The sequence below is a fragment of the Budvicia aquatica DSM 5075 = ATCC 35567 genome (assembly GCF_000427805.1).
Taxonomy (GTDB): domain Bacteria; phylum Pseudomonadota; class Gammaproteobacteria; order Enterobacterales; family Enterobacteriaceae; genus Budvicia; species Budvicia aquatica.
Map to the genome: position 1 here is coordinate 36725 of NZ_ATYS01000019.1, position 20020 is coordinate 56744.

General features: G+C 46.5%; 18 protein-coding genes. 12 read left to right on the forward strand and 6 right to left on the reverse strand.

Annotated features, from left to right (window positions below; genetic code table 11):
- Positions 1–107: 107 nt before the first annotated feature.
- From hfq to rlmB, 9 genes are all read left to right on the forward strand, one after another.
- A complete protein-coding gene (hfq, locus tag YWE_RS0109525) occupies positions 108–395 on the forward strand; it encodes an RNA chaperone Hfq (protein ID WP_029094318.1) in 288 nt (95 codons plus the stop codon).
- 41 nt (positions 396–436) lie between these two features.
- On the forward strand, positions 437–1717 hold the full coding sequence (hflX, locus tag YWE_RS0109530) for a ribosome rescue GTPase HflX (protein WP_029094319.1): 1281 nt from the start codon (positions 437–439) through the stop codon (positions 1715–1717).
- 56 nt (positions 1718–1773) lie between these two features.
- On the forward strand, positions 1774–3060 hold the full coding sequence (gene hflK / locus YWE_RS0109535) for an FtsH protease activity modulator HflK (protein ID WP_029094320.1): 1287 nt from the start codon (positions 1774–1776) through the stop codon (positions 3058–3060).
- 6 nt (positions 3061–3066) lie between these two features.
- Positions 3067–4041, forward strand: coding sequence for a protease modulator HflC (gene hflC, locus YWE_RS0109540; RefSeq protein WP_029094321.1), 975 nt, complete (start codon positions 3067–3069; stop codon positions 4039–4041).
- A gap of 165 nt (positions 4042–4206) precedes the next feature.
- Positions 4207–4617 (forward strand): nucleotide triphosphate diphosphatase NUDT15, encoded by a 411-nt coding sequence (locus tag YWE_RS0109545; RefSeq protein WP_029094322.1) that lies wholly within the window; start codon positions 4207–4209, stop codon positions 4615–4617.
- Positions 4618–4828: 211 nt separating this feature from the next.
- Positions 4829–6127: an adenylosuccinate synthase gene (locus YWE_RS0109550; RefSeq protein WP_029094323.1), complete on the forward strand. Its 1299-nt coding sequence runs from the start codon at positions 4829–4831 to the stop codon at positions 6125–6127.
- Positions 6128–6439: 312 nt separating this feature from the next.
- Entirely contained in the window at positions 6440–6901 is a 462-nt protein-coding gene (gene nsrR, locus YWE_RS27005; protein ID WP_051323271.1) for a nitric oxide-sensing transcriptional repressor NsrR, read from the forward strand.
- A complete protein-coding gene (rnr, locus tag YWE_RS0109560; RefSeq protein ID WP_029094324.1) occupies positions 6901–9423 on the forward strand; it encodes a ribonuclease R in 2523 nt (840 codons plus the stop codon). The genes nsrR and rnr overlap by 1 nt, the downstream gene beginning before the upstream one ends.
- Positions 9424–9497: 74 nt before the next feature.
- The gene (rlmB, locus tag YWE_RS0109565) at positions 9498–10229 is read left to right on the forward strand and encodes a 23S rRNA (guanosine(2251)-2'-O)-methyltransferase RlmB (RefSeq protein WP_029094325.1); all 732 of its coding nucleotides are present in this window, start codon (positions 9498–9500) and stop codon (positions 10227–10229) included.
- Between the two features lie 79 nt (positions 10230–10308).
- Here rlmB and YWE_RS0109570 read toward each other — a convergent pair whose 3' ends face one another.
- The 3 genes from YWE_RS0109570 to YWE_RS0109580 form a co-directional block, all read right to left on the reverse strand.
- Positions 10309–10989, reverse strand: coding sequence for a glutathione S-transferase family protein (locus tag YWE_RS0109570; protein WP_029094326.1), 681 nt, complete (start codon positions 10987–10989; stop codon positions 10309–10311).
- Positions 10990–11061: 72 nt separating this feature from the next.
- The gene (locus YWE_RS0109575) at positions 11062–12018 is read right to left on the reverse strand and encodes an AEC family transporter (protein WP_029094327.1); all 957 of its coding nucleotides are present in this window, start codon (positions 12016–12018) and stop codon (positions 11062–11064) included.
- A gap of 272 nt (positions 12019–12290) precedes the next feature.
- Entirely contained in the window at positions 12291–12947 is a 657-nt protein-coding gene (locus YWE_RS0109580) for a helix-turn-helix transcriptional regulator (RefSeq protein WP_036015616.1), read from the reverse strand.
- A gap of 166 nt (positions 12948–13113) precedes the next feature.
- Between YWE_RS0109580 and YWE_RS0109585 the strand changes: the two genes are divergently transcribed.
- Entirely contained in the window at positions 13114–13611 is a 498-nt protein-coding gene (locus YWE_RS0109585; protein ID WP_029094329.1) for a YbaK/EbsC family protein, read from the forward strand.
- Between the two features lie 27 nt (positions 13612–13638).
- On the opposite strand, the gene YWE_RS0109590 is transcribed toward YWE_RS0109585, so the two are convergent.
- The 3 genes from YWE_RS0109590 to YWE_RS0109605 form a co-directional block, all read right to left on the reverse strand.
- Complete coding sequence (locus tag YWE_RS0109590) at positions 13639–14547, reverse strand: cation diffusion facilitator family transporter (RefSeq protein ID WP_029094330.1); 909 nt, start codon at positions 14545–14547, stop codon at positions 13639–13641.
- A 308-nt stretch (positions 14548–14855) separates the two neighbouring features.
- A complete protein-coding gene (gene arcA, locus YWE_RS0109600) occupies positions 14856–16127 on the reverse strand; it encodes an arginine deiminase (RefSeq protein ID WP_029094331.1) in 1272 nt (423 codons plus the stop codon).
- An 18-nt stretch (positions 16128–16145) separates the two neighbouring features.
- Complete coding sequence (locus YWE_RS0109605; RefSeq protein ID WP_029094332.1) at positions 16146–17663, reverse strand: amino acid permease; 1518 nt, start codon at positions 17661–17663, stop codon at positions 16146–16148.
- Positions 17664–18392: 729 nt separating this feature from the next.
- Here YWE_RS0109605 and YWE_RS0109615 point away from each other — a divergent pair.
- Positions 18393–19526 (forward strand): threonine synthase, encoded by a 1134-nt coding sequence (locus tag YWE_RS0109615; RefSeq protein ID WP_029094333.1) that lies wholly within the window; start codon positions 18393–18395, stop codon positions 19524–19526.
- A gap of 36 nt (positions 19527–19562) precedes the next feature.
- Entirely contained in the window at positions 19563–19964 is a 402-nt protein-coding gene (locus YWE_RS0109620) for a RidA family protein (protein WP_029094334.1), read from the forward strand.
- Positions 19965–20020 lie beyond the last annotated feature (56 nt).

A 20020-nucleotide genomic window follows, 5' to 3' on the forward strand; every position in this document is an offset into this window, starting at 1 on the left:
TGTACTCAACGGCTTTGTTTTGTACTCGATGGATTTATTTTTACGCAGTTTATTTAGGGCCTTTGGCTCTTGGTAACAAACAACAAACAATATAAAGGAAAACAAAAATGGCTAAGGGGCAATCTTTACAAGACCCGTTCTTAAACGCACTGCGGCGTGAACGAGTTCCAGTATCAATTTATCTGGTGAACGGCATTAAATTACAAGGCCAAATCGAGTCTTTTGACCAATTCGTGATTCTTCTGAAGAACACAGTGAGCCAAATGGTGTATAAGCATGCCATCTCCACTGTTGTTCCTTCGCGTCCGGTATCTCACCATAGTAATGCACCTGCGGGAACCGTGGGTAATTACCAGGGTGGCCAGTCACAACAGGAAGATGATGTATCTGAATAGTCCAGTCTATTTGAGCGATTGTCTTGTGAGAGGTGAAGCACTTGTTTGACCGATACGATGCCGGAGAACAGGCGGTACTGGTTCATGTTTACTTCTCTCAAGAAAAAGACACAGAGGATCTCAGAGAGTTTGAATCTCTGGTTTCTTCTGCGGGAGTGGAAGCACTACAGATTGTGACGGGTAGCCGTAAGGCTCCGCATGCGAAGTATTTTGTCGGTGAGGGTAAAGCCCAAGAAATTGCCGATGTTGTGCATGCGAGCGGCGCAAATGTAGTGCTGTTTAATCACCCACTCTCTCCTGCTCAGGAGCGTAATCTTGAGCGGCTTTGTGAGTGTCGGGTAGTTGATCGTACCGGATTAATTCTCGATATCTTTGCCCAACGGGCGAGAACTCACGAAGGTAAGCTGCAGGTCGAGCTGGCGCAATTGCGGCATCTGGCAACTCGCTTGGTCCGGGGTTGGACTCACCTTGAACGCCAAAAAGGCGGAATAGGCTTACGCGGGCCAGGTGAAACCCAGCTGGAATCCGATCGGCGTTTGTTACGGGATCGGATTCGTCAAATCCTTTCCCGGCTTGAAAAAGTTGAAAAGCAGCGTGAGCAAGGAAGACGAGCTCGCATGCGAGCCGATATTCCTACTGTATCGCTGGTTGGTTATACGAACGCAGGGAAATCAACCCTGTTCAATCGTATTACTGAGGCGGGTGTTTATGCCGCAGACCAACTGTTTGCTACTCTCGATCCGACACTGCGTCGCATCGAAGTGGAAGACGTTGGGGTAACCATTCTAGCTGATACCGTTGGCTTCATACGCCATTTACCTCATGATTTGGTGGCGGCATTTAAAGCAACATTACAAGAAACTCGGCAAGCGTCATTATTGCTGCATATAGTGGATGCGGCCGATGGTCGAATCGACGAAAATATTGATGCTGTGAATGAAGTTTTAGCTGAAATTGAAGCTGATGAAATACCTGCTCTGCTAGTGATGAACAAGATTGATATGCTGGATAATTTTGTTCCGCGTATTGATAGAAATGAAGAAAATTTGCCTATTCGGGTTTGGCTTTCCGCTGAAACCGGTGATGGCATTGATTTGTTGTTCCGTGCATTAACGGAACGTCTTTCCGGTGAGATTGCGCAGTACGAACTTAAACTACCCGTACAAGAAGGTCGATTACGCAGTCGTTTCTATCAGCTTCAGGCCATACTCAAAGAGTGGATTGAAGAAGACGGAAGCATCGGTTTGGTGATTAGGATGCCAATTGTTGATTGGCGTCGCCTCTGTAAACAAGAGCAGGGCCTGGTAAACTTTATCGTTTAGTTGGATCCTGTTAGATTGTGCCCGATAAAACGATCGTATATGAGTGGAGCTAAAACATGGCGTGGAATCAGCCCGGTAATAATGGCCAAGACCGCGATCCGTGGGGGAGCGGCAACAATGGCAACCCCGGTGGAAATAATAGTGGTGGATCAAATAAAGGTCGAGGTCAGCAGTCGCTGAATCTGGATAATATTTTTAGTAAGCTGAGCGGTTTGCTCGGTAAAGTCGGTAGCGGTGGTGGTGGAAACGGCGGTAATGGCCCTGGTCCGGCTATGGGAGGTCGTCTTTTTGCTATCGTTGCGGTCATCGCCGTGGTTATTTGGGGTCTAAGCGGCTTTTATACCATTAAAGAAGGTGAATTAGGTGTTATTACTCGTTTTGGTCAGGTTCAGCCGGTTATGGTTGGCCCAGGTCTGAACTGGAAGCCTAACTTTATTGATGCCGTTCGACCTGTTAATACCAAGGCCGTTCGTGGCTTAGCGGCTTCAGGTATCATGTTAACCTCCGACGAGAACGTGGTTCGCGTTGAGATGAACGTGCAGTACCAGGTGGCAGATCCGATTAAATATCTTTTCAGAGTAACCAATGCAGACGACAGCTTAAGTCAGGCAACTGACAGTGCATTACGTTCTGTTATCGGTAAATACACCATGGATAAGATCCTGACTCAAGGGCGTACCATCGTCCGTGAAGATACCAAGCAAGAGCTTGAGCGGACTATCCAAGTTTATGATATGGGTTTAAAAGTGCTGGACGTCAACTTCCAGGCCGCTCGTCCGCCTGAAGAAGTAAAAGCCGCATTTGATGACGCTATCGCTGCTCGGGAAGATGAACAACGTTACATCCGTGAATCAGAAGCTTACGCCAATGAAGTTCAGCCGAGAGCTAACGGTCAGGCGCAGCGTTTAATTGAAAATGCTAAAGCTTATCAGGTACAAACAGTTTTAGAAGCTGAGGGTGAAGTCGCCAAGTTCTCTAAATTATTACCTGAATATAAAGCCGCACCGGAAATTACCCGTGAACGTTTGTATATAGAGTCGATGGAAAAAGTTCTGAGCAACACCAGTAAAGTGTTGATTGATGATAAGAGTAATAACCTGATGGTGTTGCCTTTGGATCAACTGATGCGTGGTAAAGCTGCTGCTTCACAAGAGCCGGTAATATCTGCACCTAAGGCTAATACCGGAAGTTCATCTACTCAGTTACCGCCAGCTGCGAGTGCGAGTAGTAAGCCTGAATCGACCGCGCGCCCTACCGCGTCGCAAGACAGTAATACTGTCACGCAACAACGTAATGCTGCTTATGCTGAACGTCTTGGCGCTGCCGGTTTAGGAAGAGGATAATCACTGATGCGTAAATTATTTATTCCCTTCATTGTTATTGTTGTTATCGGTATTTTCACTTCCCTGTTCGTGGTGGAAGAAGGAAATCGCGGTATTGTTTTACGCTTTGGTAAAGTGTTACGTGATGCGAAAGATGTACCTCGGGTCTATGAGCCGGGTCTGCATTTTAAATTGCCGTTAATCGATAGCGTTAAGCTGCTGGATGCCCGTATTCAGACCATGAATAATCAGGCTGACCGCTTCGTAACCAAAGAAACTAAAGACCTGATCGTTGACTCTTTCCTTAAGTGGAGAATCACCGATTTCAGCCGCTATTACTTAGCGACTGGTGACGGCAACCGTGCTAACGCTGAGCGTATTCTTAACAGTAAACTGAGTGACCGTTTACGTTCTGAAATTGGTCAGCGTGATATCCGCGATATCGTTACTGACTCCCGCGGTAAGTTAATGCAGGATGTTCGCGACGCCCTGAATAAAGGAACGTCAGACACGCCGGTTCCGGTTGACCCTGCTAATACAGAGTTACCAACGGATAATAAACTACCGTTAGCTAATGCCAACAGTATGGCTGAGCTAGGTATTGAAGTTATCGACGTGCGGATTAAGCAAATTAACCTGCCTGCGGAAGTTTCAGGTGCGATCTATCAGCGTATGCGTGCAGAACGTGAAGCTGTTGCCCGTCGCCACCGTTCTCAGGGACAGGAACAGGCTGAGAAGAATCGTGCACTGGCAGATTATCTGGTGACTAAAACATTGGCTGAAGCCGAGCGTGAAGCGCGTATGACTCGCGGTGCGGGTGATGCGACTGCGGCCAGACTGTTTGCTGATGCCTTTAGCCAGAATCCTGACTTCTATGCCTTTATCCGTAGTTTACGGGCATATGAAACCAGCTTCAGCGGTGGTAACGATATTATGGTTATTCGCCCTGACAGTGAGTTCTTCCGCTATATGCAATCTCCAGTACCAGCGCCAAGAAAGTAAGTTTTCGCTGGTAAGTCAGTATTAAAAAGGGCCCGATAATATTATCGGGCCCTTTTTTGTTTAAGCCGGTTTAATATTGAATGCGGTACATCTTTGCTTAAAACACATATTTAGTGGTATTAAACCGAGTCATCATTATTGCTGCAGCGATGAAGGAGCGATTTCATGTCAGTACAGGTTGGGGTTGGCATTATCGTTGTCAATCATCAGGGGCATATTTTAGTCGGAGAGCGCTGTAGCCAGCATGCGCCTTATTGGTCTATTCCCGGCGGGCACCTGGAGGCGGGAGAGTCTTTTGAACAGGGGGCGTTGCGTGAGCTGTTTGAAGAGACCGGATTGACCGGTGGTGAACTACAGGTGGTGGCATTAACCAACAACCTTCAGACCTGGCGTCAGGAAGGAAAGCATACGGTTTCAGTTTGTCTGGTCATGGACTATTGCGGTGGGGATATCCAGTTGAAAGAACCGGATAAATGCCGCCAGTGGATTTGGTGCGATCCGCGAGCATTGCCACAGCCTCACTTTGAAGCCAGTAGTGAAAGTATTCGCCTTTGGTTAAATAAGCAGTTTTATTGATAAGTTAACGATTGCGTATGATTGAAATAAGAATACTGATAAATTTCGTCCGATATTTAAACAATTAATTGCGCTATGACAAAGAAATGTAACTTTTTTAACCAATGTTGAATTGTTACTGGTCTGATTTGAGCCGTGTGTGTTAAAAACTACTGAAAGTAAATTAATGTGGTGGTAGAATTCTTTTTTAACTGACTTGGTGAATAGTGAGATGGGCAAAAACGTCGTCGTACTGGGCACTCAATGGGGTGACGAAGGTAAGGGCAAGGTCGTAGACCTCCTGACCGAAAGAGCTAAGTATGTTGTTCGCTATCAAGGTGGACATAATGCTGGTCATACTCTTGTTATCAACGGTGAAAAAACCGTACTTCATTTAATCCCTTCCGGTATTCTTCGCGAGAACGTAACCAGCATCATTGCTAATGGTGTTGTTTTATCTCCCGAAGCTTTAATGAAAGAAATGCGTGAGTTAGAAGATCGGGGAATCCCGGTGCGTGAGCGTCTGTTAATCTCAGAAGCTTGCCCGCTTATTCTTCCTTATCATGCGGCATTAGATGTAGCTCGTGAAAAAGCGCGTGGTGCTAAAGCGATCGGTACTACCGGCCGTGGCATCGGGCCTGCTTATGAAGATAAAGTTGCCCGTCGTGCTCTGCGCGTAGGTGATTTATTTAATAAAGAGCGTTTTGCGGCAAAGCTAAAAGAAGTGATGGAATACCATAACTTCCAGTTAGTGAACTACTACAAAGTAGAGGCTGTAGATTATCAAACAGTTCTGGATGACGTAATGGCTATTGCTGACATCCTGACTGCGATGGTGGTTGACGTATCTGAACTGTTAGACAGCGCCCGTAAAAAAGGTGAGCTGATGATGTTTGAAGGTGCACAAGGCACTTTATTAGACATCGACCATGGTTCATTCCCGTATGTAACTTCATCTAATACTACCGCTGGTGGCGTAGCTACTGGTTCAGGTTTAGGTCCGCGCTATGTGGATTATGTATTAGGTATCGTTAAAGCTTACTCTACCCGCGTTGGTGCTGGTCCATTCCCAACTGAATTGTTTGATGATGTTGGTGAGTTCCTGTGTCAGAAGGGTAACGAGTTTGGTGCAACTACTGGTCGCCGTCGTCGTACCGGCTGGTTAGATGCTATCGCCGTTCGTCGTGCGGTATTACTGAACTCACTATCCGGTTTCTGTATGACTAAACTGGATGTGCTTGACGGTTTGAAAGAAGTTAAGATCTGTGTTGGTTACCGTATGCCTGACGGTCGCGTAGTGGAAACTACTCCGTTAGATGCTGATGCCTGGGAAGGTATTGTGCCAGTATATGAGAGCCTACCGGGCTGGACTGAATCCACCTTTGGTGTGACAGAGTTCGACAAATTGCCTCAGGCAGCACGTGACTATATTAAACGTGTTGAAGAGTTAACCGGCGTTCCGGTTGATATCGTGTCTACAGGCCCCGATCGTACTGAGACTATGATTTTACGCGATCCGTTTGACGCATAATTATCAGCTGATGTTTAAGTAGGGTCATCAACCGGGCAATTAGCCCGGTTTCTTTTTATACAATAAACGCAATAGCTCGGCGTTTATTGTGACTGACGGGCTATCATATCGCAGGGCGAGTAAAATTATTCGCAAGCTAGTTGCCGGTGTGTTTGTTATTCTGATAGGCAATTTAGAATATATATAATTAAGCATCTTGCCTGATTGGTTAAATTTTTATGGTCATTGTGCGGTCTTCTTACTGGGATCGCGATGTTCAGTCTGCAAGTTTGCAGGACCTGCCCTGAACGTAATTTTAGTAAAGAGGTTTTCGTGCAGTTAACAAGTTTTACAGATTATGGCCTACGTGCCCTGATTTATATGGCGTCGCTTCCCGAGGGGGAACTGACTAATATTTCTCAGGTAACCGAGGTTTATGGTGTTTCTCGCAACCATATGGTCAAAATTATTAATCAACTGAGCCGCGAAGGGCTGGTTGATGCCGTGCGAGGAAAGAATGGCGGCATTCGTTTAGGCCGCCCGGCCCACACTATTCGCCTTGGCGATGTGGTCCGCGTTATGGAGCCGCTTTCATTAGTTAATTGTAGTCCGGAATTTTGTCACATTACTCCCGCTTGTCGACTAAAATTAGTGTTAGATAAAGCGGTTAAGTCTTTTTTACAAGAATTAGATAATCACACGCTTGCTGATATGATTGTTGATAACGCTGGTCTACAGACCTTATTATTTTCGAATCCACCATCAATATCGGCAACTAAAAAGAAGGAAGAGTAATGTCAAAAGATCCTTTTTTAGCCCGTGAAACTGAAAAGTACGGGTCACCTATTCCGAGTCGCGAATTCATTCTTGATTTGCTGTCTAAAAAGGAAAAGCCTGCCAATCGCGATGAGATCTTTAGTGCGCTTGGTTTGGAAGGTGAAGAACAACAGGAAGCGCTACGCCGTCGCTTAAGAGCGATGGAGCGTGACGGACAGCTAGTCTTCACCCGTCGCCAGTGCTATGCATTGCCGGAGCGTTTAGACTTAGTTAAAGGCACTGTTATCGGTCATCGTGACGGTTACGGTTTTTTACGCGTTGAGGGAAGCAAAGAAGATCTTTATCTCTCCGCAGAACAAATGAAAACCACCATTCACGGTGACCTAATTCTGGCACAGCCTCAGGATGTCGATCGTAAAGGCCGTCGTGAAGCTCGGGTAGTTCGGGTTTTGGTACCAAAAACCAGCCAAATTGTGGGTCGCTATTTTACCGACGCTGGCGTTGGCTTTGTGGTTCCTGACGATAGCCGTTTGCATTTCGATATATTAATTCCGCCAGAAAATATCATGGGTGCCCGCATGGGGTACGTGGTAGTGGTTGAATTGACCCAACGCCCAACCCGCCGTACTAAAGCAGTCGGTAATATTGTTGAAGTGTTAGGCGATAATATGGGCACGTCGATGGCCGTTGATATTGCCCTGCGTACCCACGAAATACCTCATGTTTGGCCTGAGTCGGTGCTTAATCAGGTGGCCGGGCTGAAAGAGCAGGTACCTGAAGAGGCGAAAAAAGGCCGGGTTGACCTGCGTGATTTGCCGTTGGTGACTATCGATGGTGAAGATGCCCGCGACTTCGATGACGCCGTATGCTGTGAGAAAAAACGTGGCGGTGGCTGGCGCTTATGGGTGGCAATTGCTGATGTTAGCTACTATGTTCGTCCTCCGACACCGCTAGATTCCGAAGCCCACAGCCGGGGAACCTCAGTTTATTTCCCGTCACAGGTTATACCGATGTTACCGGAGGTATTATCGAACGGACTGTGTTCGTTAAATCCTCAGGTTGATCGCCTGTGCATGGTTTGCGAAATGACCGTTTCGGCGACCGGTAAGCTCTCGACCTTTAAGTTCTATGAAGCGGTAATGAATTCTCACGCTCGTTTAACCTATACCAAGGTCGCGGATATTCTTAAAGGGGATGCTGAGCTGCGTGAGCACTATCGGCCGTTGGTCCCTATGCTGGAAGAGCTCAATAACCTGTATAAGGCGTTGGATTTAGCTCGCGAGCAGCGTGGCGGAATATCTTTTGAGACTGAAGAAGCTAAGTTTATCTTTAATGCTGAACGTCGCATTGAGCGCATTGAGCCACTGGTGCGTAATGATGCCCATAAAATCATTGAAGAATGTATGATTTTAGCCAATATCTCAGCGGCTCGTTTTGTTGAGAAGGCCGGCGAGCCTGCGCTGTATCGGGTTCATGATCGACCAAAAGGCGAGAATATGACGTCACTGCGTAGCGTATTAAGCGAGTTGGGCTTAACGCTGGGTGGCGGCCTTGAACCTCAGCCTAAAGACTATGCAGTGTTAATGGATGCCGTTGCCGATCGTCCCGATCGTGAAATGCTACAGACCATGCTGTTACGTTCAATGAAGCAGGCGATTTACGATCCGGACAACCGCGGCCACTTCGGTCTGGCGCTAACGTCGTATGCTCACTTTACTTCACCGATTCGTCGTTATCCTGACCTGACTTTACACCGCGGGATTAAATACCTGCTGGCTAAAGAGGCCGGTACGCTTAAAGGCAATTCAACGCCAAGCGGCGGCTGGCATTATGAAATAAATGAGATGCTTCAGTTAGGTGAACATTGTTCAATGACTGAACGTCGGGCCGATGAAGCCACGCGAAATGTAGCTGATTGGCTGAAGTGTGACTTCATGCAGGATCATGTCGGTGAAGTATTTACCGGTACTATTGCCAGCGTGACGGCATTCGGTTTCTTTGTTCGTTTAGACGATCTGTTTATCGACGGTCTGGTTCACGTTTCAACCTTAGAGAACGACTATTATCGTTTTGATAATGTCGGGCAGCGCTTGATTGGTGAATCTTCCGGTCAAACTTTCCGTCTGGGTGATAAGGTCGAAATTCGGGTTGATGCAGTTCATCTGGATGAGCGGAAAATAGATTTTGCGCTGGTTTCTAGCGAGCGACGTCCACGCGGTGAAGGTAAAACTGCCCGCGAGAACGTGAAGAAAAGTGCCAAATTACGCGGCGATAGCCCGTCTAAAGGCGATTCTCGTACTAAATCTAAAGCGCCGAGAAGAAGTAAAGCCGCCGCTAAGGACGAGGGCGTAGCTAAAAAGCCGGCAAAACCAGCTAAGGTTGATAAAGCCGGTAAAGCTGACAAAGTCGAGCAGGCTGGTAAAACAGATAAGGCTGATAAGGCGAAGTCAAAGCCAAAGGCTAAATCTCCGTCAGCGAAAACTAAAAAAATAACGGCAGCGTTAAAAACTAAGCGGGCTAAGAAATCCGCAGAGCTTTAATGTTATAGGCTGTTATCGCAGGGCGGCCATGGTGTCGCCCTGATTTTTATATCAGATTGCAGAAGAATGGTGTTATGAGCGAGATTATTTACGGTATTCATGCCGTTAAAGCATTGCTAGATCAGGATCCTCAGCGGTTTATTGAAGTCTTTATTCTTAAAGGACGTGACGACAAACGTTTACAACCTTTAGTGGCAGAAATTGAGCAAAGCGGTATTTCTGTTCAGGTAGCAAACCGCCAATGGCTGGATAACAAGGCTGAAGGTGCTGTCCATCAGGGAATTATTGCCAGAGTGCGCGAAGGTCGTCAGTATCAGGAAAACGATCTGCCGGACATCATTGCTAAATTAGATAAACCCTTCCTGCTGGTGCTCGATGGCGTTACCGATCCGCACAACTTGGGAGCCTGTTTGCGTAGCGCGGATGCTGCCGGGGTTCATGCGGTGATTGTTCCTCGCGATCGTTCCGCCCAGCTTAATGCGACTGCGAAGAAAGTTGCCAGCGGTGCCGCCGAAACAGTACCACTGATTCGCGTGACTAACTTAGCCCGCACCTTGCGCTTGCTTCAGGAGCATAATATCTGGATCGTAGGCACGGCCGGCGAGGCTGACCATACGTTATATCAAAGTAAGTTTGATGGCCCGGTAGCACTGGTTATGGGAGCCGAAGGCGAAGGTATGCGTCGTTTGACCCGTGAGCATTGTGATGAGTTGATCAGCATTCCGATGGCGGGCAGCGTATCGTCGCTTAACGTTTCGGTTGCAACCGGCGTTTGTCTGTTTGAGATTGTGCGCCAGCGCGGCTAAATAGATAGCCTCTGGGTTTGTCATTAATTCAAAAGGTACCCGACTGGGTACCTTTGCTGTTTATTGTATGGCCGAATTATTAGACTCGTAAATCTTGTAATAAAGTTCCCCGCTCCAGGGTTTCACGTTCGTGCTCTTCTTCCCGCCAGACTTCTTTCAACGCTGCCAGTTGCCATTCAACCATCGCAGGAAGCTGACGCAATCTATCGGCATAGGCCATAGCCGCAGGGGAAAGTTTCAGGTCGTAGCTTTGGAGGCGAAAGGCAACCGGGGCAAAGAAAGCATCAACGGCGGTAAATTTATCACCGGCCAAGAATGGCCCTCCGAACTTATCCAGACCTTGATTCCACAGTTCGTCTAAGCGGGATAATTCTTTCTGTAGATCCTGCGGCTGTTGGCTAAGGCGCAGGCGGATGCCGATATTCATCGGGCAATGATTACGAATAGCGCTAAACCCAGAATGCATCTCTGCGGCGGCGCAGCGTGCCCATGCTCGGGCTTCAGTAGACTCAGGCCAGACGGACGAATTCGATTCTGCCAGATACTCAATGATTGCCAGAGAGTCCCATACCGTTAACTGTGCGTGGTTTAAACAGGGAACCTTACCGGAAGGTGAGAAGGTCCTGAACTCATCCCAGCTGGAAATCGGCGTAAAAGGCACCACAATTTCTTCAAACGGAATGGCTAACGTTGTCATTAAAACCCAAGGGCGTAGCGACCATGATGAATAGTTTTTATTGGCAATATAGAGTTGGTACATGGTAATAGCCTCTGTCATTGTTGGTCTGTATTCGTTTTGCTGCATGATAAGTGTAGTTGCTTAATTCAGGCATTAAACCCTGACGCCAATTAATGTGAGAATTAACGGGGTGGTAATTGCCGAGAGTACGGTTGAGATAACCATGCTGGAGGCCGCCGGTCCGACAATGACATTGAATTGCCGCGACATCAGATAAACGTTTACGCCTACGGCCATTGAACCTAATAAAACCACCACCTGGGTTTCCATCGGCGGTAGGTTTAGCATTATGGCTAAAGCCCAGACTACCATCGGTTGCAATATCAGTTTTAGCACACAGATGGCAGAGCTTATTTGCCAGCCGTCGCGGATTCGGTATTCAGCTAAACCCATTCCCAGAGCGACTAATGACATCGGTGCGGCTATTTGCCCTAACATGCTGACCGGTTGGTCGATAAAAGCGGGGAGATCGTACCCAGTCAGGCTGAACAGCGTGCCGGAAATAATGCCAATAATCAGCGGATTAGTTAAAACGTTACGGGCCGTTTGGGCAAAGCCTTTTACCGTCAGAGAGCCATTGCGTGACCACTCAACAGAGACCGTAACCAGCGTCCATAAAATCAATCCGTTAAAGACTAACACCAGCGCGACAGAAGGCAGCGCGGCTTCACCCAACGCCACCGTCGCTACCGGAATGCCCAGCATGACGTTATTGGAGAAGATACCGCCCAGTGCAAACACTGAGCCTGAAGTGCCATCAAGCTTAAATACTTTAGAACCAAGCACCCGGCCAACCACAAATACGATCAGGCAACTGCCGAAGAAAGCGACCAATAATCGGGCATCAACCGGAGGCTGTTTTGAGAAATTACACATCATGCGAAACAGCATGGCGGGCAATGCCACGGAGAAGACGAATTTAGTCAGCCCGTCAGCAACGGATTTATTCCATTTTCCCCAGCGGATTAAGCCATATCCTAAAATAGCCAACATAAACAGAGGCGCAGAGAGCACAATCTGGTGCCATAGAGGAAGAAGAAAACTTTGCATGAAGTTCCGCTTGATTAAGAGAAAACAATAGCAGCTCCGGACATTTGTTCGGTGCTGTTAATTAAAGTGAATAATTGTGCGAGTACTCAATTGGCGACTCTTTCATGACTATACGTTGCAAGGAACAAAGGTCAATACGCGGGTATATATTTAGAAATACGTGCTTTATTTTACGCATACGTTTCCTGATAAAACTGAAATACATCGCTTATACAGAAATATTAAAGTGAGAATGCGCGTGTGGATGTCTCATCGTCGGTGATGGCTATCGATTAGCTCTTTAAGGCGTTATAAATAGACACTCGTGAAATACCAAGAGTCTCTGCCGCAGTCGTTGCCGCACCGCGCAGCTGTAACATTCCCAATTCTGACAGATGGCGAATCAGTTTTTGCCGTTGCTGTGAGGTTAATGCCCGGGGTTGGGTATTTAACGCGGCGGCGTATTCGTTGATTTTGGTTTTAATATCATCCAGCCCCCAGGTTTTTAATGATTCATTTAGCGGAACCTGTTGATTATCGACGGCCGTTAATTGGCTGATGACACGCTGAACGGTGCTGAATAGTGAGATATCCATATTCAGGCATAGCGCAGCAACGTATTCATCGCGGCTGTTTCGTAGTCCAATCGAGGTGCTTTTTACCGGGCGTCCATCCGGGAAGGTATTTTCATAATTCTGTACCACATCGGGAAAGGCTTTATCTTGAATACGTGCCAGCCCCATTTCTGTCGCCGGATCGCCAATTTTTCGCCCCGATAGCGGGCACTCAATGGCGATAATGGCATGTTCCGGATGAGTCAGATCGTGGAGTACCACCTCACAGCTCGGGGCAAACATCTTACCCAGCGCGGAGGCAATTTTTTTTGCTTCCCTGAGCAGTAATTCATTTTCATTCAGCTTAGGGTTACTGTGATGTTTTATATCTGACATTGGGCGGTTATCCGGTTTTACTTTTTGTTATAGATTATACAAAATGATAAATGATTTATAGCCCAATTAAAGAAAGGCCGACAGACAAGTTTTATCCATATTTGATATTGTCTGATAACTCGTTATCAACGGCTTTATCTACAACATATCAAGTAAGAAGGTCCCCGTGTCATCGATTATTTTTAGTCAGTTAGTTTCGTTATTGGACAATCAAGGTGCCCGCTACAAAGTGATAGAACACGCAACGGCGGGCCGCTCGGAAGAGGCGGCCAAAGCCCGGGGGACTAAGATTGAACAGGGGGCAAAAGCGCTGGTGTGTCATGTGAAAGGTAATGGTATTAAGCAGCATGTACTGGCGGTTCTTCCGGCTCATCGTAAGGCCAATCTATCCGTACTCGCTAAAACTCTGGGTGCTACTCGAGCATCACTAGCCAGCCCGAAAGAGGTGATGGAACTGACTCAGTGTGTATTTGGCGCTATTCCGCCGTTTAGCTTTCACCCGGAGCTTAAGCTGGTTGTTGATCCTATGCTATTTCAGCTGGAAACAGAGATCGTATTTAATGCCGGTTCACTGGAGCGTTCAATTTTGCTTAATGTGGAAGACTATGGGCGAATTGTTCAACCTGAGTTGATCGCTTTTTCTGAACAGTCGTCTCCGGCATAATCTCCGGCATAAATAGTTTAGGTCAGGCTATAGCCACTTAGGGTCACGTGTAAACGAGATTGTCAGCCAGAGATAAGGGCCGCGCTCAGTAATTTCACTGGCGATTTCGTCACGAATTTTATCAAATTGTAATACCCCGATCTTTTCCATTTCTTCCGGAATGACAATGTGAATTTCGATGAACAAGCCGCGCCCGATTCTGGTCGCATAGTTGGAATAGTCCAGAAAACCATACTCCTCGGTCAGCCGCTCCATCACATTTTCTACTTTACAGTCGAGTGAATCCGGCGTCATTTGCAGCACTTCTTTTACTGCGGAAATAACCGTTTTAACCGGGACCGGAATCAGTGCCAGCGTTAGCACGGCAAGGACAAAGGGGTCGACATAAACGATAAGGTACTCATAGCGGGTGCCTTCCATTCCCCATGAAATAATGAAGGCGACGAGTAGGGCTGAGCTGATACAGGCTGACATTAACCAGCTTTTGGTATCCAGAGCAATCAGCTTAGACTTAATCTTACGATTCAAGCGTGATTGCTTAAGGTAGAGGGTAAAACAGAAAACGCTGACAACGGCAGCATAGGCAATTGCCCAACCGAGTTCGAGCTCTCGTCCGCCGTCAAAAATGCCTTTTACGGCGTTTATGAACGCATAGAAACAGAGTAAAACCAACAGGCTACCGTTAAAGGCCAATACTAAGGGCTCTACATGCCAGAAGCCATATTGAAACCGGCGGCTTAACGGTTTAGTGAGTAAACGCGATACCAGCAAAGATAGCCCGCACATTCCGGCATCTAACGCTGAGAACATACCATCAAAGATAATGGATAGAGAACCGCACAGGATACCGAACGTAATGCCCAGCGTCGCTATGATCAGAGTACAAAAAATGGATCTTCTCAGTATCTTCTGTTCTAAATCGGTATCTTGCTGCATAGGCGGTAACCCTGTATGAAAAACATTAAGTAGGCTATAACGGATACTGATGAATCTTATTATAGCTAAGAAAGTAAACGACTGTTGTTGCTACGATTAAACCCGCTGCCGGTTTAAGAACTGTTTTAATCAGATGAGTTTGTCATGGCTGCAAGGATTGGCATTCGCGGTTTGTCTTATATTGATTTGAATTTACAACGATGTTTTGACTTGAATAGTATTTGTAACATCTGGACCTCCGGCCGCCGTCAGCCAATGCTAACGGTTAGCCGGAGTCAGATTTTGATGATTGTCTAAATTAATTAAACTTAGTAATCAATGCCATCACGGATTAATGGACAGGTCATACAGTGGCCGCCTCCGCGACCTCTTCCCAGTTCGCTACCAACGATTTCAATAACTTCAACGCCTTCTTTACGCAACTGAGTATTGGTTTTGGTATTACGGTCATAGGCCATTACGACCCCTGGTGATAATGCCACCATGTTGTTACCGCTATCCCACTGCTGGCGCTCAACGTCATAGTTATTACCTTCAGTTTCGACGACGCGCAGCTTATCCAGATTCAATGCACCGGCTACAGCCTCAACGAAGGTTCCCTTATCCTGGCTCAGTCTCATACCGGTAGGGCCATCATCAGGACGTAGTGAGAAGGTTTTAATTTGATCAACAATCGTTGGGTAAAGGGTTACCACATCGCGATCGCAGAAGGTAAATACGGTATCAAGGTGCATCGCTGCTCTTAATTTAGGCATTGCCGCAATCATCACTCGCTCTACGCCTGACTTCTCATTAGCAAACAGTGAAGATGCTAGCTGAGTAATTGCCTGGTGAGAGGTTCTCTCGCTCATACCAATCAGGACCGTTTTATTACCGATAGGCATAACGTCACCGCCTTCCAGCGTTGCGCTACCGTGATGCTGTGTCGGGTTACCCCACCATATATTGATATTGGCCTTGGCAAAATCAGGGTGGAACTTGTAAATAGCCGTGGTCAGGATGGTCTCTTCATGACGGGCAGGCCAGTAAAGCGGATTAAGCGTTACGCCGCCATAGATCCAGCAGGTTGTATCACGGGTATAAAGCGTATTCGGCAGCGGTGGTAATAAATATTCGGTAATGCCGACGGCTTCACGAATCAGTCTGAGTTCTTCATTGTCACAGTGTCCGTCTCTGGCTAGCTCTTCAGTCGATAAACCACCGATCAGCACTTCTGCCAGCGTACGTGCCGGAAGTTGCTCTAGGAAGCTACGGGTTTCGTTTAAGATCCCGAGAGAAACCTCATTGGGTACGATTTGCTGATCTAAAATCCACTTACGTGCAGCCGGATTCTCTAATGTTTCAGCCAGTAGGTTATGCATTTCTACAACTTCAACGCCGCGCTCGCGCATTTTAGTCATAAAGTCAAAGTGGTCGCGTTTAGCACGCTCAACCCATAGAACGTCATCAAATAATAATTCGTCACAGTTGCTTGGTGTCAGGCGGTTGTGGGCGCGGCCCGGTGCACAAACCATCACTTTATGAAGCTGTCCTACTTCTGAATGAACTCCGTAAGGGCGAGAGATATGTTTAGTATTCATAAATATTTACTCCAAAAATTAGATGGTAATGCTACCAGTGATAATGCCGTATATAGCCGCGATCGCTGCTGTAATCAGGACTGCGAAGATAGTTTTTTCAATATTGGTAAACAGTTTTTCGTTCTGCTCGCGCTTAGCGATGATGTAGAAAATGGTACCCGGTCCATAAACTACGGCAGACAGTAAGAGGTATTTCAGGCCGCCGGAATAGATCATCAGTAGTGCATAGAAGGTTGCGATAGCCGCAATGATCAGGTCTTTGGTCCGGCTACCAGGATCGTTGTCGTAGCTCTCTTTGGTATAGGCCAACTTTAAGCCGTAAGCCGCTACCAGCAGGTAAGGAATTAACGTCAGTGAACTGGTGAGTTCTAGCGCTAGCTGGAAAGCATAATCACTGAACATCGTCATAATCAGGAATAGCTGAATGGCGATATTGGTAAGCCAAACGGCTGCGGCAGGAACTGCTTTGCTATTTTCGGTAGCGAATACTTTCGGCATGCTTTTACTTTTGGCTGCGGAGAATAGAACTTCAGCAGCCAGTAGTGACCATGATAAATAGGCACCGAGAACGGAGATAAGCAAGCCTACGCTGATAAAGATTGCACCCCAGCGGCCGACGATAGCTTCTAATACACCGGCCATTGATGGCTGGCGTAATGCGGCTAAGTCAGGGCGTAACATCACGCCATAAGACAGCATGGTCACTAAGATAAGTAAACATAGAACGCCTAAGAAGCCGAGTACGGTTGCAATGCCTACGTGCTCACGTTTTTTCGCATAGCGTGAATAGATGCTGGCGCCTTCGATGCCGAGGAATACAAACACCGTTACTAACATGGTACTGCGAACTTGTGACCACAGAGACTCTGGTTCTACGACAGGTTCGATTGCCAGCGCTGCGTGTCCGACATAGCCGTAATCATTCAAGTGGGAGATGTCTACGCCGTTGGCTAATGCTGCTACTTCAGGAGCACCCCAGAAGTTCAACATAAACATGTCAGACTTGAAGGCAAAAATCAGGATGATAACGAAACAGAAGATGGGAATAATCTTGGCACAGGTAGCAATAGTATTAATTGCTGCGGCGCCTTTAACACCTTTCAGTAACAGAATGTGGAATCCCCACAGTATTATTGAAGACAGTGCTATAGCCGGAAGTGTGTTTCCGTCACCAAATACCGGGAAGAATGCCCCCAGCGTTGATTTTATTAAAATGAAATAAGATACGTTTCCTATACATGTACCTGCCCAGAAACCTAAGGCTGATATAAATCCTAAATAGTTACCAAAACCAGCTTTAGCGTAAATGAATACGCCTGAGTCCAGATCGGGTTTGCGCTGTGCTAACGTTTGGAATACAAATGCCAGCATTAACATTCCGCTTCCTGCGATTAGCCAGGCGATGATAGCTCCCCCGCCTCCGGTTGCTCGTCCAAAAGTAGCCGGTAAAGAGAATATTCCCGCTCCAATCATGGAACCAACAACTAACGCTGTTAGTGCCCATAGAGAAAGTTTATTCGAAGATGAATCAGTCATGTTGCAATCATCCAACTAGATAGTAATTAAATATAATCATAAATCACAGGAGTGACTTATAACGGCATGAAAGATATAGCGAAAACTCTTAAACTAAATTTTTACAGACGTGTTGATAAATCGAAGCGAAAAGTAACATACAAAAATTGGACATCCTTGTTATTAATCATTTTTGATGTATTAATAATAAATGAGGTGATTGCGAATTGAATAATTATTCATAACGATCATTAATAACTCAAAATGAGCATTAAAAGTGAATAGATATGCTTTAATTGCGCTGATTTCAGGGTGTTAATGAAAATGGAAAATGATGTTATTAATTAATCAATAATATTACCGCTCCTTATATATATGCTATTTCCCCGATGTTATCTTATTGAAGCTTAGTAAATGTGTTGCTTGATTAATTTATAATGGATCGCTTAATGAAATTCATTATCAGTTAAAGTGTTGTTAATGGCCCTTTATTCCTGTCGGGTAATTACGAATTGTTATGTCAACCAAGAAAACGACCCATTCATCCTCATCTATAGGCTTCTATTCTGTTTAGTCAAATCTTAAGTTAGTGCTGCTTCTGGATACGTAGCTATATAAATGAAAAAAAGTAATGAAAGAAAAGTACCGTTATCAACTTAACACTTTGTATAATTATTTATTGTTTGTATATGCTGACGGATGTACTGTTGGTGCAACAGAAGTAATATTTTGGCTCCCGGAGATATGCAGATGAAAACAAACCCACCCAAATATGTCGATGAACGCTTTGGTTTATCCTATCCGATTGATGATTTGCGCTGGTGCTCAGAACGTGGAGCACCATTAATGATTACCCCATTACCGGGGATTACCCGTGATGATATTGAAACTAAACACCGATCGCTCTGGCGCTATCAGGCTGCACTACCGGTTGAAATTCAGCGACCGATCTCTTTAGGTGAAGGATGTACGCCGTTGGTGGGAAAACGCTGGGGTAATTCAGACGTGTTGTTCAAGCTGGAGTGGTTTAACCCAACCAGTAGTTTTAAAGATCGTGGTGCCGCAGTGATGGTGTCATTCCTGGCCCAGTTAGGGGTGAAAGAACTGATTGAAGATAGCTCCGGTAACGGTGGGGCAGCGATTGCCGCATCCTGTGCTGCTGCAGGTATTAAAGCCAGAATTCTGGCTCCGGACTCAACCTCACCGGCTAAATTGTTGCAAAGCAGAGCATTTGGGGCTGAAGTTCAGGGGGTTCCGGGTTCTCGACAGGCCACCGAAGACGAAGCACTTCGACAGTCTAAACAGACTTTCTATGCCAGCCATAACTGGCATCCGTTCTTTCTACAGGGAACAAAATCTCTGGCCTATGAAATTTGGGAAGATCTGGGTTTTAAGGCGCCGGATAATATTATTATCCCTACCGGTGCGGGCAGTAACGTATTAGGGTGTGATATTGGCTTTAGTGAATTACTGGCGGCAGGGCAAATCAAGAAACTCCCTAAGATACTGATTGCTCAACCGTCAAACTGTTCACCGATTGATGCGACGTTTCAGGCTGGCGCTACCGAACTGGTGGTGACGAAATACTCACCGACAATTGCAGAAGGTACTGCCATTCGAAGTCCGGTACGTTTAGCTGAAGTACTGGCCGCTGTTCGGCGCTCGGGCGGTGACACGATTTCCATTTCAGAAAAACAGATTATTCAGGCAGTACAAAAGCTGTCCGGTATGGGACTTTTTGCAGAACCGACCAGTTCAACGGCCGCTGCCGCTATTGATGCTTTTACTCAGCGTGGAACCATTAAACCGGGAGAAGTAACGGTGGTTATTCTTACCGGTTCCGGGCTAAAAGCGTCGGGTTCGATGAGCGAAATATTTAATTAACGGGCTAAATCAATAACATTAAATCAGGTAACCACCATGAATCAGTCGACAGCAATAAAGGATATATCCTGTATTAATAGTTCAGAACTCTCTAAGCCCGGAGGTCATTACTCTCATGCCTGCGTTAGCGGCGGTATGGTCTATCTCTCTGGTCAGCTACCGATTAACCCTGAAGGCGTTCCATTAGCTGACCGGCCTTTTGCTGAACAGGCGGAGCAGGTACTGTTTAATATTGATGCCTGCCTGAGAGCATCTGGCAGCAATCGGGATAAGCTGGTGCAAGTGCGTATCTATATTGTTGATATGGCACAGTGGCCGGAGTTTAACCGGATATATTCTCAATGGATTGGTGAACATCGTCCGGCGCGTATTGTTGCCGGGGTTGCCAGCCTGCATTTTAATGCTGCGCTTGAAATTGAAGCGTTAGCAGTGGCTTAAAATTAGGGGATTCAGCTGTCAAAAAGCGCAGTTGAATCCCTTTGATATGGCTAAGC